Origin of the sequence: Pararhodobacter sp., from assembly GCF_034676545.1 — a bacterium.
Taxonomy (GTDB): Bacteria; Pseudomonadota; Alphaproteobacteria; order Rhodobacterales; family Rhodobacteraceae; genus Pararhodobacter.
The window spans coordinates 1,290,664-1,307,060 of record NZ_JAUCBZ010000015.1 but is presented as its reverse complement, the minus strand read 5'-3'; the positions used below and the strand labels follow the sequence as shown (position 1 = coordinate 1,307,060).

General features: G+C 62.0%; 17 protein-coding genes and 1 tRNA gene. 3 read left to right on the top strand and 15 right to left on the bottom strand.

Features of this window, described 5'->3' with window-relative positions; all coding sequences use genetic code 11:
- Nucleotides 1-62: 62 nt before the first annotated feature.
- The 8 genes from rpoB to VDQ28_RS09780 form a co-directional block, all read right to left on the bottom strand.
- Nucleotides 63-4,202, bottom strand: a complete 4,140-nt coding sequence (rpoB, locus tag VDQ28_RS09815; protein WP_323035770.1) for a DNA-directed RNA polymerase subunit beta — start codon at nt 4,200-4,202, stop codon at nt 63-65.
- 252 nt (nt 4,203-4,454) lie between these two features.
- Nucleotides 4,455-4,832, bottom strand: coding sequence for a 50S ribosomal protein L7/L12 (gene rplL, locus VDQ28_RS09810; protein WP_323035769.1), 378 nt, complete (start codon nt 4,830-4,832; stop codon nt 4,455-4,457).
- 72 nt (nt 4,833-4,904) lie between these two features.
- Nucleotides 4,905-5,420: a 50S ribosomal protein L10 gene (rplJ, locus tag VDQ28_RS09805; protein WP_323035768.1), complete on the bottom strand. Its 516-nt coding sequence runs from the start codon at nt 5,418-5,420 to the stop codon at nt 4,905-4,907.
- Between the two features lie 277 nt (nt 5,421-5,697).
- Nucleotides 5,698-6,396, bottom strand: a complete 699-nt coding sequence (gene rplA / locus VDQ28_RS09800; RefSeq protein WP_323035767.1) for a 50S ribosomal protein L1 — start codon at nt 6,394-6,396, stop codon at nt 5,698-5,700.
- A 3-nt stretch (nt 6,397-6,399) separates the two neighbouring features.
- Nucleotides 6,400-6,852, bottom strand: a complete 453-nt coding sequence (gene rplK, locus VDQ28_RS09795) for a 50S ribosomal protein L11 (protein ID WP_323035766.1) — start codon at nt 6,850-6,852, stop codon at nt 6,400-6,402.
- Between the two features lie 95 nt (nt 6,853-6,947).
- Nucleotides 6,948-7,484, bottom strand: a complete 537-nt coding sequence (nusG, locus tag VDQ28_RS09790; RefSeq protein WP_323035765.1) for a transcription termination/antitermination protein NusG — start codon at nt 7,482-7,484, stop codon at nt 6,948-6,950.
- Nucleotides 7,485-7,690: 206 nt separating this feature from the next.
- The gene (gene secE, locus VDQ28_RS09785; RefSeq protein ID WP_323035764.1) at nt 7,691-7,888 is read right to left on the bottom strand and encodes a preprotein translocase subunit SecE; all 198 of its coding nucleotides are present in this window, start codon (nt 7,886-7,888) and stop codon (nt 7,691-7,693) included.
- Between the two features lie 172 nt (nt 7,889-8,060).
- Nucleotides 8,061-8,136 (bottom strand) — tRNA-Trp (locus VDQ28_RS09780).
- A 197-nt stretch (nt 8,137-8,333) separates the two neighbouring features.
- On the opposite strand from VDQ28_RS09780, the gene coaBC reads away from it, so the two are divergent.
- Genes coaBC through VDQ28_RS09765 form a run of 3 tightly spaced genes read left to right on the top strand, consistent with a single transcriptional unit; the run spans nt 8,334 to nt 11,041 of the window.
- Nucleotides 8,334-9,533, top strand: a complete 1,200-nt coding sequence (coaBC, locus tag VDQ28_RS09775) for a bifunctional phosphopantothenoylcysteine decarboxylase/phosphopantothenate--cysteine ligase CoaBC (RefSeq protein WP_323035763.1) — start codon at nt 8,334-8,336, stop codon at nt 9,531-9,533.
- Nucleotides 9,530-9,997, top strand: coding sequence for a dUTP diphosphatase (dut, locus tag VDQ28_RS09770; protein WP_323035762.1), 468 nt, complete (start codon nt 9,530-9,532; stop codon nt 9,995-9,997). The genes coaBC and dut overlap by 4 nt, the downstream gene beginning before the upstream one ends.
- Nucleotides 9,998-11,041: a HesA/MoeB/ThiF family protein gene (locus VDQ28_RS09765; RefSeq protein WP_323035761.1), complete on the top strand. Its 1,044-nt coding sequence runs from the start codon at nt 9,998-10,000 to the stop codon at nt 11,039-11,041.
- Between the two features lie 10 nt (nt 11,042-11,051).
- On the opposite strand, the gene VDQ28_RS09760 is transcribed toward VDQ28_RS09765, so the two are convergent.
- The 7 genes from VDQ28_RS09760 to VDQ28_RS09730 form a co-directional block, all read right to left on the bottom strand.
- Nucleotides 11,052-11,648 (bottom strand): YdeI/OmpD-associated family protein, encoded by a 597-nt coding sequence (locus tag VDQ28_RS09760; protein WP_323035760.1) that lies wholly within the window; start codon nt 11,646-11,648, stop codon nt 11,052-11,054.
- 17 nt (nt 11,649-11,665) lie between these two features.
- A complete protein-coding gene (locus tag VDQ28_RS09755) occupies nt 11,666-12,070 on the bottom strand; it encodes a cupin domain-containing protein (RefSeq protein WP_323035759.1) in 405 nt (134 codons plus the stop codon).
- A 22-nt stretch (nt 12,071-12,092) separates the two neighbouring features.
- Nucleotides 12,093-12,560, bottom strand: a complete 468-nt coding sequence (locus VDQ28_RS09750) for an OsmC family protein (RefSeq protein WP_323035758.1) — start codon at nt 12,558-12,560, stop codon at nt 12,093-12,095.
- Between the two features lie 3 nt (nt 12,561-12,563).
- Complete coding sequence (locus VDQ28_RS09745) at nt 12,564-13,175, bottom strand: LysE/ArgO family amino acid transporter (RefSeq protein ID WP_323035757.1); 612 nt, start codon at nt 13,173-13,175, stop codon at nt 12,564-12,566.
- A gap of 63 nt (nt 13,176-13,238) precedes the next feature.
- A complete protein-coding gene (locus tag VDQ28_RS09740; RefSeq protein ID WP_323035756.1) occupies nt 13,239-13,409 on the bottom strand; it encodes a hypothetical protein in 171 nt (56 codons plus the stop codon).
- 145 nt (nt 13,410-13,554) lie between these two features.
- The gene (gene ccrA / locus VDQ28_RS09735) at nt 13,555-14,844 is read right to left on the bottom strand and encodes a crotonyl-CoA carboxylase/reductase (RefSeq protein WP_323035755.1); all 1,290 of its coding nucleotides are present in this window, start codon (nt 14,842-14,844) and stop codon (nt 13,555-13,557) included.
- Nucleotides 14,845-14,955: 111 nt separating this feature from the next.
- Nucleotides 14,956-16,386: a 1-acyl-sn-glycerol-3-phosphate acyltransferase gene (locus VDQ28_RS09730; RefSeq protein ID WP_323035754.1), complete on the bottom strand. Its 1,431-nt coding sequence runs from the start codon at nt 16,384-16,386 to the stop codon at nt 14,956-14,958.
- Between the last annotated feature and the right edge of the window lie 11 nt (nt 16,387-16,397).

The window sequence follows — 16,397 nt, the reverse complement described above, 5'->3', positions numbered from 1 at the left end:
TGAAGGTGCGTGGAACCACGCACCCTACGGCTGTTGCGTAGGGTGCGTGCTGGCACGCACCGTTATTCCTCTTCCTCCGAATTCAGGAGTTCCATGTTGAGGCCGAGGCCGCGGACTTCCTTCACCAGCACGTTGAAGGATTCAGGCACACCGGCCTCATAGTTGTCCTCGCCCTTGACGATCAATTCGTAGACCTTGGTCCGGCCTGCCACATCGTCCGACTTCACGGTCAGCATTTCCTGCAGGGTATAGGCAGCGCCATAAGCCTCAAGAGCCCAGACCTCCATCTCACCCAGACGCTGGCCACCGAACTGCGCCTTGCCACCCAGCGGCTGCTGCGTGACCAGACTGTACGGCCCGGTTGACCGGGCGTGCAGCTTGTCATCGACCAGGTGGTGCAGCTTGAGCATGTATTTCACGCCCACGGTGACCTTCCGGGCGAATTGCTCGCCTGACCGACCATCGAACACCACCGACTGACCGGATTCACTGAACCCGGCACGGCGCAGGGCGTCGTTCACGTCGGCCTCCTTGGCGCCGTTGAACACCGGCGTGCCGATCGGGACGCCCTTGGTCACGGTCGACGCCGACTCGACAAGACTCTCCTCGTCCATGTCGGCGAAGGCGTCGTCATAGACCTGATCGCCATACCCCAGACGCATCTTGTCGCGCAGCGGGGTCATGTCGCCGGAACGACGATACTCTTGCAGAGCCTCGTCGATCTGGATGCCCAGACCGCGCAGCGCCCAGCCCATGTGCGTCTCCAGAATCTGCCCCACGTTCATCCGCGACGGCACACCCAGCGGGTTCAGCACGAGGTCAACGGTCGTGCCATCCGCGAGGAACGGCATGTCCTCTTCGGGCACCACCTTGGACACAACACCTTTGTTGCCGTGACGACCGGCCATCTTGTCACCCGGTTGCAGCTTGCGCTTCACCGCCAGGAACACCTTGACCATTTTCATCACGCCCGGCGGCAAGTCATCACCCCGGCGCACTTTCTCGACCTTGTCGTCGAAACGATGCGTCAGCTGGCGCTTTTGCTGCTCATAGAGCGCATTCAGCGCCTCGACTTCCTGCGCTTCCGATTCCTCGGCGAGCGCAAGCTGCCACCACTGACCACGCGACAACTGCCCGTCGAGCAGTTCTTCGGTGATTTCGGTGTTCGGACGCACGCCCTTGGGGCCCTTCACGGCAGTCTTGCCAAGGATCAGGGTCCGCAGACGCGAGTAGATGTTGCGATCCAGGATCGCCATCTCGTCGTCACGGTCGCGCGACAGGCTTTCGATTTCCTCGCGTTCGATCTGCAGGGCGCGTTCGTCCTTGTCCACGCCATGACGGTTGAACACACGCACTTCGACCACGGTGCCATACGAGCCGGGCGGCAGACGCATCGAGGTGTCGCGCACGTCCGAGGCCTTTTCGCCAAAGATGGCGCGCAGCAGCTTTTCTTCCGGCGTCATCGGGCTTTCACCCTTTGGCGTGATCTTGCCGACCAGAATATCGCCGGCCTGAACCTCGGCGCCGATATAGACGATGCCCGCTTCGTCGAGGTTGCGCAGCGCTTCCTCGCCGACGTTCGGAATGTCGCGGGTGATTTCCTCTGGCCCAAGCTTTGTATCGCGGGCGGCGACTTCGTATTCCTCGATGTGGATCGAGGTATAGACGTCATCCTTCAGGATCCGCTCGGAGATCAGGATCGAGTCCTCATAGTTGTACCCGTTCCACGGCATGAAGGCCGCGACGATGTTGCGACCCACGGCCAATTCACCCATATCGGTGCTTGGACCATCGGCGATCACTTCGTCACGCGACACCGTTTCGCCGACCTTCACCAGCGGGCGCTGGTTGATGCAGGACGATTGGTTCGAGCGCTTGAACTTGCGCAGACGATAGATATCGACGCCCGGCTCGCCGGGTTCCAGCATCTCGGTGGCGCGGATAACGATACGCATCGCATCCACCTGGTCAACGACACCGGCACGACGCGCCATGATCGACGCGCCCGAGTCGCGGGCGACGATGCCCTCGATCCCGGTGCCGACCAGCGGTGCGTCGCTTTGCAGCAACGGAACCGCCTGACGCATCATGTTCGAGCCCATCAAGGCGCGGTTGGCGTCGTCATTCTCAAGGAACGGGATCAGTGACGCGGCGACCGAAACCAGCTGTTTCGGCGAGACGTCGATCATGTCGATCACTTCGCGCGGGTTCAGCATGAAATCGCCGCCCTTGCGGGTCGACACCAGTTCATTGAGGAATTCGCCATTCTCATCGAGCGAGGCGTTGGCCTGCGCGATGACGTGGCGCTGTTCCTCGGTGGCCGAGAGGTATTGCACCTCGTCCGTCACCTTGCCGTCGATCACCTTGCGATACGGGGTTTCGATGAAGCCGTATTTGTTCACGCGGGCATAAGTGGCCAGCGAGTTGATCAGACCGATGTTCTGACCTTCCGGCGTCTCGATCGGGCACATCCGGCCATAGTGGGTCGGGTGAACGTCGCGCACCTCGAAGCCTGCGCGCTCACGCGTCAGACCGCCCGGCCCCAGTGCCGAAAGGCGACGCTTGTGCGTCACTTCCGACAGCGGGTTGGTCTGGTCCATGAATTGCGACAGCTGCGACGAGCCGAAGAATTCACGCACCGCCGCCGCCGCCGGCTTGGCGTTGATCAGGTCTTGAGGCATGACAGTGTCGATATCGACCGACGACATGCGCTCGCGGATCGCGCGCTCCATGCGCAGCAGGCCCAGGCGATACTGGTTCTCCATCAATTCGCCGACCGAGCGCACCCGGCGGTTGCCGAGGTGGTCGATGTCGTCGATTTCGCCGCGACCATCGCGCAATTCAACCAGCGCCTTGATACAGGCGATGATGTCCTCTTTGCGCAAGGTGCGCTGCGTGTCGGGCGCATCCAGATCGAGGCGCATGTTCATTTTCACGCGGCCCACCGCAGAAAGATCGTAGCGCTCGCTGTCAAAGAACAACGTGTCGAACAGTGCCGAGGCCGCATCGACGGTGGGTGGCTCACCCGGACGCATGACGCGGTAGATGTCCATCAGCGCGGTGTCGCGGCTCATGTTCTTGTCGGCCGCCAAGGTGTTGCGGATGTAGGGGCCGATGTTGGCGTTGTCGATGTCGAGGATCGAAATCTCGGTGATGTCCTGATCGAGCAGGGTCTTCAGGCTGCCGCCCTTGACCTCGCCATCCTTGTCCAGCTCCCAGGTGATCTCGTCGCCGGCTTCGATCCAGATCTCACCGGTTTCCTCGTTGATCAGATCCCGCGCGGCAAAGCGGCCGAGGATATGCTCGAATGGCACCAGAAGGTCGGTGATGCTGGCGTCGTCGATCCACTTCTTGACCAGACGCGGCGTGGCCTTGTCGCCGGCCTTCAGGATGATCTCGCCGGTGTTCGCATCGACCAGATCCATCGTTGGACGGGTGCCGCGCACGCGCTCGGGGAAGAACTTGGTGACCCAACCACGGTTCTTTTCCAGACGGTACGTAACGTTGTTGTAATAGGCGTCGACGATCTCTTCCTGATCCATGCCCAGGGCATAGAGAAGCGTCGTCACCGGCAATTTCCGGCGGCGGTCGATGCGGGCAAACACGAGGTCCTTGGGATCGAACTCGAAGTCAAGCCAGCTACCGCGATACGGGATGATGCGGCACTGGAACAACAGCTTGCCCGACGAATGCGTCTTGCCCTTGTCGTGGTCGAAGAACACGCCGGGGCTGCGGTGCATCTGGCTGACGACCACGCGCTCGGTGCCGTTCACGATGAACGTTCCGACCGGCGTCATCAACGGCAGATCGCCCATGAAAACTTCTTGTTCCTTGATGTCCTTGACCGATTTCGCACCGGTGTCCGGGTCCACATCAAACACGATCAGACGCAGCGTGACCTTGAGCGGGCCAGCATAGGTCATGTCACGGCTCTGACATTCATCAATGTCGTATTTTGGCTTGTCCAGATCGTATTTCACGAACTCCAGAACAGCGGTTTCGTTGAAATCCTTGATCGGGAAAACCGACTGGAAGGTCCCCATCAGGCCTTCGCCATCCAAGGGCGTATCGCTGTCACCCGACCGCAGGAACAAGTCGTAAGACGACTTTTGAACCTCGATCAGGTTTGGCATTTCCAGGACTTCACGGATTTTGCCGAACATCCGACGGATGCGCTTTTGGCCTACATAGGACTGAGCCATGCTCGGTATAACCTTTCATTCTTTCGCGGACACGCCAGCCGTTGGGCCTCGGCGGCATTGCCCCATGCGAAACAGAAGCGGGGCCCCATTCCTGCCGACCGTCCCACCGGTCAGCTCCCGAGCCCTGGCTGCTTCTGGAGGTCGGTCTGGCCCGGATGGATGCCAGACCGATCGCCAAAAACAGCACGGGCCGGGCCCGGACATGCCGGACCCAGCCAATTCTTGCGACAGGGTGCCTTGCACCCCGTCCGATTACTTCAGTTCAACCTTGGCGCCAGCTGCTTCCAGCTTCGCTTTGATTTCTTCTGCTTCGGCCTTCGGCGCTGCTTCTTTCACGGCTTTGCCGCCAGCTTCGACCAGATCCTTGGCTTCTTTCAGGCCCAGACCGGTGATGCCGCGAACTTCCTTGATCACGTTGATCTTGTTCGGGCCAGCTTCCACGAGAACGACGTCGAATTCGGTCTTCTCTTCAGCAGCTTCAGCGCCGGCAGCAGCCGGGCCAGCCATCATCACGGCGCCGCCAGCAGCGGGCTCGATGCCATACTCATCCTTCAGGATGGTTTTCAGTTCCTGAGCCTGCAGCAGGGTCAGGTTTACGATTTGCTCTGCGAGCGCTTTAAGATCAGCCATTTTGGTGTCCATTCATTCAGTCAAGGTGTGATCCGACACGGGGCGTCATGCCCCATGCGGTCCTTCAATTGCTCAAGCGGCTTCCCGCTCCTCCAGAGTGGAGAGGATGCCAGCGATGTTCGAAGCAGGCGCGCCAATTGCACCAGCGATGTTCGAAGCAGGAGCCCCGATGCAGCCAACGATCGAAGCGATAAGCTCCTCACGCGACGGCATCTGTGCCACGGCCTGGACACCAGCCTGGTCCAGAGCGGTCTCACCCATTGCTCCGCCAAGGATTTCCAACTTCTTGTTGGTCTTGGCAAAGTCGTCGATCACTTTCGCCGCGGCGACAGGATCTTCGGAATAGGCGAGCACGGTCATGCCCGTCAGAAGGTTTGCGATGCTTGCGCAGGGCTTTCCTTCAAGGGCGATCTTGGCGAGCTTGTTCTTGGCAACGCGTACAGACCCACCCGCAACACGCATTTTCGCGCGCAGGTCCTGCATCTCAGCAACCGTCATGCCGGCGTAGTGTGAAACCACAACAACGCCAGAGCTTTCAAAGATCTGGCCAAGTTCTTCGACCAGACTTTCTTTTTGTGCTCTATCCACAGGTTTGCTCCAAGTTTGGGGGTTGCCCCCCGGCTCAATTGTGCCCCGGCGAACCGGGGCGTTCGGGTCCGATCAGGAGCCGAGGCCAAAACCACCCGAGGAATACTCCCCGACCAAATTCGTCTCGTTTCCCATCTCAGGCAGGAAATTAAGTCATCCGGTCGAAACCGTCAGACACCCACCGTCTCGGACAGGACAGGGCGTTTCCGCCCTGTCAACCCAGGTCCCGAAGGACCGGGTATTCTGGTACGGTGCGTGCAAGCACACACCCTACGGGTCACAGACCCTGGGCCGACGCAACATCGACGCTGACGCCCGGACCCATGGTCGAGGACAGCGAAACCTTGCGCATATAGGTGCCTTTGGCACCCGTCGGGCGGGCCTTGGCAACCGCGTCAACGATGGCGCGGATGTTCTGGGCCAGTGCGTCGGCGCTGAACGAGGCTTTGCCCACGCCCGCGTGAATGACACCACCTTTTTCGGCCTTGAACTGAACTTCGCCGCCCTTGGCATTTGCCACGGCTTGCGCCACGTCCATCGTCACCGTGCCGACCTTCGGGTTCGGCATCAGGTTGCGCGGGCCGAGGATCTTGCCAAGACGACCGACGATCGGCATCATGTCCGGCGTCGCAATGCAGCGATCAAAGTTGATCACGCCGCCCTGGATCGCCTGCATCAGGTCCTCGTCGCCGACGATATCAGCGCCAGCTTCGCGGGCCTCATCGGCCTTTGCGCCGCGGGCGAACACGGCCACACGAACCGTTTTGCCGGTGCCGTTGGGCAGCGACACGACGCCACGGACCATCTGGTCCGCGTGGCGCGGGTCTACGCCGAGATTGATTGCGACTTCGACGGTCTCGTCGAATTTCGCATTGGCAGAACCCTGCACCAGGGAGATCGCGTCTTCGACCTTGAGATTTGCTTTTCCAGCAAAGGCTTCACGGGCGGCGCGGGTACGTTTTCCAAGCTTGGCCATGATTTACCCCTTAATCTCGATGCCGCACGACTTTGCCGAGCCCACGATGATCAACATGGCGCCTTCGATATCGACAGCGCTCAGGTCTTTCATTTTCGCTTCTGCGATCTGGCGAACTTGCGCCACGGTCACGGTGCCAGCGGTCGTACGGCCTGGGGTCACGGACCCTTTGGCGCGGTTACGCTTGCCGACCGGCTTCAGGCCAGCGGCCTTTTTCAGATACCACGACGCAGGCGACGATTTCAGCTCGAGGCTGAACGACTTGTCCTGGTAATAGGTGATCACGACCGGAATCGGCGAACCGGGTTCCAGGTCTGCGGTCTTCGCGTTGAAGTCCTTGCAGAACTGCATGATGTTGATGCCGCGCTGACCCAAGGCCGGGCCTACGGGTGGCGATGGGTTGGCTTGCCCCGCCTTCACTTGCAGCTTCAGCTGCCCGATAACTTTCTTGGCCATGTGGCCGCTCCTTTTCGTCAGTGCCCAAACGGTCGAGCCGCGCAGGCATGCTTAGTGGTTCGGCTTGCCCTCGGGCTTACCTCCCACGCGAACACTCAGGACGTGATCTTCGTGACCTGAGTGAATTCCAGTTCAACGGGGGTCGGACGGCCAAAGATCGAGACCATCACCTTCAGGCGACCATTCTCCTCATCGACTTCCTCGACCATGCCCGAGAAGCCATCAAACGGCCCGTCAGACACTTTGACATTCTCGCCGGTCTCGAAGCGGATCAGGTTGCGCGGCGCTTCCTGACCTTCTTCAACGCGGTTCAGAATCAGATTGACCTCGTCATCGCGCATCGGGCTGGGCTTGCCGGCCTGCCCCAGAAACCCGGTGACGCGGTTGATCGAGCTGACCAGATGCTGCGTGCGCGGGTTCATCTCCATGCGGACCAGAACGTAACCCGGCATGAAGCGACGCTCAGAGGTTACTTTCTTGCCGCGGCGCACTTCGATGACTTCTTCGGTCGGCACCAGAACTTCGTCGATCTCGTCCTCAAGCCCGGCTTCCGCAGTTGCCGTACGGATCGCTTCCGCGACCTTTTTTTCGAAATTCGAAAGTACGCTCACCGAGTACCAGCGCATGGCCATACGTTTCACCTATTGTCGGCAGCAAGAACTGCCGTAAAATTCCGTTTTCGATCAAACCCTTGCGAGCAATCAGACCGATGATGAGCGACAGACAAAAAATGTGCGCACCGAATCGGCGCGCGCATTGATGTCGGGTGTTGTGCAGCCTTTAGCGCTGTCTGGAACAGCATTCAAGGGGTTAGCGGCACTTTCGGGGGCAGCAGCCGTCAGCCGACGAGGTCCAGCACGGCACCAAGGCCCGAGCGGATCAGGAAATCGACGAGAAAGAAAAACACCGCCGTCAGCGACGTCAGCACCAGAACCATGACCGTGCTGACACCCACTTCACGGCGCGACGGCCAGGTGACTTTTGCGGTCTCTGAACGCACCTGTTGCAAAAACGTGAGCGGATTTGTCCTGGCCATCGGGCACCTCTGGGCGAAATATCGGGCCGCATGACGCCATGCAGCGGTTGTCGGTCAAATACGCGCGCCCCGGCCCGAGTTCAACCCTGCGCCCGGATTGCAGGCACGAAGTCGCCAAGGCTGGTGTTTGTGCAACACTCTTGTGCAAATTGAAATGCGGGTGAGAAAGGCTTGGCAGGGGTTGGGGGACTCGAACCCACGACCCTCGGTTTTGGAGACCGATGCTCTACCAACTGAGCTAAACCCCTAAGCCTGAGGCGGGGATTATTGCAGGTGCGTCGGGAAATCAAGCGGGTTTTGTGCAGATGGTCATCTTGATGTGATTTGATGCCCGTGACACCTGAGCTCCAAGACGGGCGCGTGGCGGGGGCGTGGTGACACGGCTAGCAGTTGCCAACCTCCCGCCTCGCCAATACACCAGAGTGAAATCGAGGCGGGGGCTGACATGCTGGCGGGAAAGCGCATTCTACTGATCATTGGCGGCGGGATCGCCGCGTATAAAGCGCTGGAACTGATCCGGCTCTTGCGCGGTCAAGGGGCCAGTGTCACGCCGGTTCTGACCCGCGCAGGGGCGGAGTTTGTCACGCCCCTGTCGGTGGCGGCCTTGGCCGGTGAACCTCTGCACCAAGACCTGTTCGACCTGACAACCGAGGCCGAAATGGGCCATATCCAGCTGTCGCGCGCGGCGGATCTGGTGGTCGTGGCGCCCTGCACCGCCGACCTCATGGCGAAAATGGCGCAAGGCCACGCGACGGATCTGGCCTCGACCCTCTTGATGGCGACCGACAAACGCGTGCTGATCGCCCCGGCCATGAACGTGCGCATGTGGGAGCATCCGGCGACACAGCGCAACCTCGCGACCCTGACGGGCGATGGCATTCTGACGATTGGCCCGGATATCGGCGATATGGCCTGTGGCGAGCATGGCCCGGGTCGCATGGCGGAACCCGCCGCAATTCTGGCCGCCATTGACACCGCGCTGTCAGACGGTCCGCTTAAAGGCAGGCACATCCTGGTGACCTCGGGCCCGACGCATGAACCGATTGACCCGGTGCGCTATATCGCCAATCGCTCGTCCGGCCAACAGGGCAGTGCACTGGCGGCGGCGCTGCGCGATCTGGGGGCACAGGTCAGTTTCGTCACCGGCCCGGCCAGCACCCCGCCACCAGCGGGCGTGACCGTGATCCGGGTGGACACCGCGCAGCAGATGCTGGAGGCCGTGCAATCCGCCCTGCCCGCCGATGCTGCGATCTTTGCCGCCGCCGTCGCCGACTGGCGCGTGAAGAACGAAGCCGGGCAAAAGATGAAGAAAATCGCCGGAGCCCTGCCAACGCTGGAATTTGCCGAAAACCCCGACATTCTGGCAACCATCAGCCACCACGCCCAGCGCCCGCCGCTGGTCGTCGGCTTTGCCGCCGAGACCGAATCCGTCATCGCCCACGCCCAAGCCAAGCGACTGCGCAAAGGCTGCGACTGGATCATTGCCAATGACGTCTCGCCCGCCACCGGCATCATGGGCGGCGCGGAAAACGCCGTGCATCTGATCACCGCCGACAGCGTCGAGGACTGGCCGCGTCTGCCCAAGGCCGAAGTCGCCCGCCGCATCGCCGCCCGCATCGCCGCAACCTTGGGGCCAGCCGCATGAGCGTTATTGTCAAAACCCTGCGCGAGGATTGGGCCGATCCCGCCATTGACCTGCCGCGCTATGAAACGCCGGGGGCTGCGGGGGCCGATCTGCGCGCCAACCTGCCGCTTGCGGATCGCGAGGCGGGGATCACCTTGCAGCCGATGCAACGTCGCATCGTGCCGGTCGGGCTGCGCGTGGAAATCCCGCAAGGCTATGAAATGCAGGTGCGCCCTCGGTCCGGGCTGGCGTCGAAACACGGCATCACCATGCCCAACACGCCGGGCACCATCGACAGCGATTACCGTGGCCCGGTGGGTGTACCGATGATCAATCTCGGTGATGCACCCTATACCATCGCACACGGCGAACGCATCGCGCAGGCCATCATCGCGCCGGTGGTGCAGGGGCGGTTCGTCACGGTCGAAACCCTGTCCGACACCACGCGCGGTACGGGCGGCTTTGGCTCGACGGGGCGTCACTGAATGCTGCGGGTTTTTCTTCTGGCTGCGGGCCTGTTTGCCGTCGCGACGGTGCTGAAAATTCCGCTGCGGCTGCGGCTGGCGCTGTTGGCCGGGATTTGGCTGGTGGTCGTGCTGATCAACCTCACCCTGCCGCCCGACGCCAGCCTGCGTCTTGCCACCGGCGGCGACGCGCGCCCGTGGCTGGTGCTGGCCCTCGCGGTCGGCGCGATCTGGGCCTATCGCACCGGGCTGCAACATCTGCGCCGCCGCGCGATGCCCAAAGCGCCCACGCAAACCCAACCCGCGCCCACCTTCACCGACGCCGAACTCAGCCGCTACGCCCGCCATATGATGCTGCGCGAGGTCGGCGGGGCCGGGCAAAAGCGGCTGAAACAGGCCAAGGTGCTGGTGATTGGTGCGGGCGGGTTGGGCTCTCCGGCGTTGCTGTATCTCGCCGCCGCCGGGGTTGGCACGATTGGCGTGATCGACGATGATCATGTCGAGGGCTCGAACCTGCAACGCCAGATCATCCACACCGACGCGCGCATCGGCCAGCCCAAGGTCCATTCCGCCGCGCAACAGATGCAGGCGCTCAACCCGTTCATCACCGTGCGCCCCTATCAGCATCGCCTGACCCCGGACAACGCCCAGACGCTGTTTGCCGACTATGACCTGATCCTTGAGGGCACCGACAATTTCGACACAAGGCATCTGGCGAACCGCACCGCCGTGACGCTTGGCAAGCCGTTGATCTCGGCCGCGATCACCCAATGGGAGGGGCAGATCTCGCTGTTCGACCCGGCACGCGGCGGCCCGTGTTACACCTGCGTCTTTCCCGAGCCCGCCGCCCCCGGTCTGGTGCCGACCTGCGCCGAAGCGGGGGTCATTGCGCCGCTGCCGGGCGTTCTGGGCACGATGATGGCGCTGGAGGCGATCAAATATCTGACCGGCGCGGGCGAGGTTTTGCGCGGCGTGATGCTGCTGTATGACGGGCTTTACGCGGAAACCCGGCGCATCAACACCAAGCGGCGCGCGGATTGCCCGATCTGCGGCGACAAGACCTGACGCGGGCAGGCTATTTCCAGTCGTTCATCCCGCGCCCGTCCAGAATTTTCTGGCGGTATTTTTCAATGCGCCGGGTACGGGTTTCGCTTTGTTTCGCGTCGCTGAAATGCAGCACATAACCCCGCTGACGGCCCGGCGTCAGCGCCTCGAAGGCGGCGGCGAAATCCGGGTCGTCGTCGAGCGCCTGTGTCAACTCATCGGGGTATTCCAGATTGTGCTTTTGGCTGAAATCGACCTTGCGGCCCTCTTTCTCCAGCGTGATCGCCGCGGCCAGAAATGCCCGGAGCCGGGCCTCGCCCGCGTTTATCTGCGCCACCGAGGTGAAGGCCATCAGCCGCACCGCTTGCGAGTTTTTCCCCTGTTGGATCAGGATTTCATCAGGATCGCGCAGCAAAGACCCCTTGAAGAACGCCACCCCGCAATGCGCCTTGAGGCCAAAGAAGATCGCCACGTTTTGCCCGTTGTAGGTATAACAGGCCTTGCCCCATTTCAGCGTCTCGACCAGCCCGACATCGCGCAGGATCGCCCGTAGCGCGACCCGCTCGGCCTGCCATGTCTCGGCGTTTTCAAACAACGCATCAACGTCCGGGTCCGCATCGCTGGTCATCCCGGCCCCCTTTCGCGTCAGGCCTTTGCGCCGTGATAGGTGCTGTCATCGACCGGGTCCGCCCAGTCAACCGACACCCCGTCAAGCGCCTCGGCCACCGCCAGATGCGACATGGCCACCGTGTCAGAGGCGCCGTGCCAATGCCGTTCACCGGGCTCGAACCAGACGATATCGCCGGGGCGCACCACCTCGACCGGCCCACCCTCGCGCTGCACCCAGCCGAGGCCCGACAGGATCAGCAAGGTCTGCCCCAGAGGATGCGTGTGCCAGTTGGTGCGCGCGCCGGGCTCGAAGGTCACGGTCAACCCGCTCAGGGTCGCCGGCGCGGCGCGTTTGAACGCGGCATCAAACCGAACGGTGCCGGTGAAATACTCGGCCGGACCGGGCCGCGATGCGACGGTTCCGGGGCGTTGAATGTCCATAGAGTCCCTCCTGTCCAGATGCCTAGTCTGTCACGAAATGCGGCGCGATGGTTACCGGGAAATTCACCGAGCGCGCAATAAAGCAAACCTTGTGGATCTCGTGATGGATCGCCCGCGCCCGGTCCATGTCTGCACCCGGTTTGAGCGTGATCCGTGGCCGCAACGTGGCGGCGACAAACCGCGCGGCGCCGTTGGCCTCAACCTCGCCGGTGCCTTCGGGGGTATCCTCATACGCGGTCACCACGAGGCCCGCGTCAGACGCCAGATGCAGATACCACAGCATATGACAGGCCGAGAGCGCCGAGAGCAGCAGATCCTCGGGGTTCATCTTGCCCGGATCACCGCCCAGCAACGGATCGTTTGAACAGGCGATCACCGGCTTGCCGGGCACCGCGACGTCCCAATCGCGCGTGTATCCGCGATAACTTGAAGTCCCCGACCCGGTGTTTCCGGTCCAGCGGATCGTTGATGTATAGACGTGTTGCGACATGCGCTACCTCATGGCTTGCACCGCCAACCCCGCGGCAATGGCCCACATCACCGCGCCGATGACGATCTCCAGGATCACCCAGGCTTTGGGCCGCGCCAGTACCGGGGCCAGCAATCGCGCACCATAGCCCAGAGTCGCGAAGAACACGACCGAAGACACCGCGGCCCCCACCCCGAAACTGGCGTGATACGGGGTATATTGCGCCGACAATGCGCCCAGCAACGCCAAAGTGTCCACATAGACATGCGGGTTGAGCCAGGTCAGCGCCAGCACCGTCAGCACCACGCGCTTGGCCGAGGCGGGGGTCGCGGAACTGGCCAGCAAAGCTGACCCGCCCTGCCACGCCGCCCGGAACCTGAGCGCGCCGTAGCCCAGCAGAAACGCAACCCCGCCCCACAGCATCACTGGCGTTACCCACGGATACCGTGCCGTCACGCTGGAGAACCCCGCCACCCCCGCCGCGATCAACACGATATCGGACGCCGAACACACAAGGACCACCAGACCGACATGCTCCCGTTTCAGGCCCTGACGCAGGACGACCGCATTCTGCGCCCCGATTGCGGCGATCAGGCTGAGACCCGAGAAAAACCCGGCCAAAAGGGCAACGTACATGGCAACTCCGGCACAACAACGCGCCTTTTGGACGTCATCGCGAAGGGTTTGTAAACCCGCGCATCAAGGCGGCACCTGATGGCCCGGATCGGGGCGATTGTCGGCCATGTTGGTGACCTCCAGCATCGCCAGGTCGACCGCCTGATCCAGATGCTCCTTGAGCCTGAGAAATTCGTGATTCACGGCATAGTCCTGCAATTCCCTGAGGGTTTGAAACATCCATTCGTGTTGCAAATCATCGCTCCTGCCCATGATCGTTCACGAACGTTAGGCGCAGCTTGGTTGAGAAACCGTTGACCTGGCTTGGAACCGCGACGCGGGCATGGCAAAGGCCGCCCCGAAACGGAGCGGCCTTGATGGCGTCTCTCAGCGAATGACCTCAGCGGCGGCTGGCTTCCAGCGCGTCCTCAAAGGTCCGCAATCCGGTGGTCGGCGCCTGCACCAGAACCGCCATATTGCCCGGTTTGTGCTTGTTTTTCAGCATCATCATATGCGCCGACGGGATTTCTTCCCACGGGAACACCTCGGACATGCACGGGTCCAGACGGCGCTCCAGCATCAAGCGGTTGGCCGAGGCTGCCTGCTTGAGGTGGGCGAAATGCGAGCCCTGCAAACGTTTCTGGTGCATCCACATATAGCGCACGTCGAACGTGCAGTTGAAGCCCGAGGTGCCCGCACAGATCACCACCATGCCGCCTTTTTTGACCACCAGGGTCGACACCGGGAAGGTCGCTTCGCCGGGGTGCTCGAACACCATGTCGACGCTGACGCCCTTGCCGGTGATCTCCCAGATCGCCTTGCCGAACTTGCGCGCCTCTTTCAGCCACTCGTTGTATTCGGGTGTGTTGACCTTCGGCAGTTGGCCCCAGCACTTGAAATCATTGCGGTTGATGACGCCCTTGGCGCCCATCGACATCACGAAATCCCGTTTGCTTTCATCCGAGATCACGCCGATCGCATTCGCGCCTGCGGTGTTCGCCAGTTGGATCGCATAGGAACCCAAACCACCCGAGGCCCCCCAGACCAGCACGTTCTGGCCCGGCTTGAGGTCATGCGGCTCGTGGCCGAACAGCATCCGATACGCCGTGGCCAGCGTCAGCGTGTAGCAGGCCGATTCTTCCCAGGTCAGATGCTTGGGGCGCGGCATCAATTGCTGCGATTGCACACGGGTGAATTGCGCAAAGCTGCCATCATGCGTTTCGTAGCCCCAGATGCGCTGGCTGGGCGAGAACATCGGGTCGCCGCCGTTGCATTCCTCGTCGTCGCCGTCGTCCTGATTGCAGTGGATCACCACCTCGTCGCCGACCTTCCAGCGTGTGACCTTGTCACCCACCGCCCAGACAATGCCCGAGGCATCCGAGCCGGCAACGTGATAGGGCTGTTTGTGCACGTCGAACGGGCTGATCGGCACCCCCAATCCGGCCCAGACGCCGTTGTAATTCACACCCGCCGCCATCACCAGCACCAGCACTTCCTGGCTGTCGATCTTCCAGGTGTCCACGACCTCGACCTCGAACGACTTGTCGGGTTCACCATGACGTTCGCGGCGGATCGCCCATGCGTACATCTTGGCGGGCACATGGCCCAAGGGTGGCATTTCACCGATCTCATAGAGATCTTTTTTCGGGGCGTCGTAATGCGCGATACCGGGTTGAACGTCGAGGGCCATAAATCTCTCCTGCAGGTCAGTGTGCCGCGTCGCAGAATGTATGCGGCAGTTGCAGCATCAATAAGTGCGCCCGCGCAACAATGCAACCCTCTTTGCCACGAAATTGTAATTTTATGTCTCTTGAGCACCAGGAAGCTCGGCCTCGGGGTCTCGATCTGTGACGCCGATTTCGGGCTCTGCCAAGCGTTGCAGCACCGACGCCGCGTAATAGCCCAAGGTGCGCTCTTGCCGCGGCGCGATCCGAATCGTCTCGCCGTCACGTTCCAGGATGCCCCGCAAGATCAGCGCATCAATCCCGGAGCGCATCGCCGCCTCGGGCGTGCCCTCCGGCAGATGCATGTTGGCGCGGCGTTGACGCGCGGTGGCGACCAGTTCAAGCGCTTTGGCGGTCAGATCCGCCATGGATGCCGATCCCCCCACCTTCACGACGGCTGCGGCCGCCAGCGGGACCGGCAACAAAGGCACCGCCGCGCGGATCCGTGTCATGAGGGTGTCAGCCAGGACTTCGGTGCTGGCGCCGGGCTGATGCGTCAGGAAATCCTGCAACGACAGGGGCGCGCCGTAACAGACGGCGGCATAGCCGAATTTATGGAACTTGCCGCGCGCCTTGAGCCAGACAAGCTGGATCACCCAGCCCAGCGCCTCGCTCATCCGAACCCGGAATCGGCGCTCGCCGGTCTCTGCGGCGGTGATCAGGATCCGATCCTCGAGCACGCGATCATAATTCAGCGCGACGGGAACGAACACGACGTCGCGCTCGCTGGCGGGGTTGAAGTCGCGCACGATATAATGCAGCAGCCCCTTCTTCGCCTTGCCGACCGCGCCGTTCAAGCTGAGGCCGCCCTCGGGGAACATGGCCTGGGTGACGCCCTCGTGGATCGACATCTGGACATAACGGGCCAGAACCGCGCGATAGAGTGGGCTGGAATAGCGCCGCCGGATGAAATACGCGCCCATCGCCCGGATCAACGCCTTGAGCGGCCAGACCTGCGCCCATTCTCCGACGGCGTAGGAAAGCGCGGAACGGTCGGCGGCCAGCCAGGTGACCAGAACGTAATCCATGTTCGAGCGGTGGTTCATCACGAACACGACGGCGGATTTGTTGTCGATGCCTTGCAGGGCCTCGGCATCGCCGCCGCCGAGGTGGACGGAATAGAACGCCTGACTGAGCTTGCGGGCCACCCAGATGGCGAAGCCGAAGTAGGTGGCGGTGGAGAAACCGGGGACGATCTCGCGGGCGTAGGACTTGGCCTTGGCGAAGGCGACGGATCGGGGCACGCCTTCTTCGCGGGCGTAGTCGGCGACGGCTTCCATGACTTGGGGATCATAGATCAGGCGGATCACGTTGTCCTGGCGGCGCATCAGTTTGAAGGGCTGGATCGGGCGGTCGAGGCGTTTGTTGAGTTCTTCGACGGCGCGTTCCATGCGGCGGCGGAAAAACCAGCGAACCGAGGGGAACAGGAAATGCGAGGCGAAGGTGACGCCCGCGAAAAGCAGGATCAGAATCAGCAGCCAAAACGGGACTTCGACGATTTCGAACATTGCCAGAGATT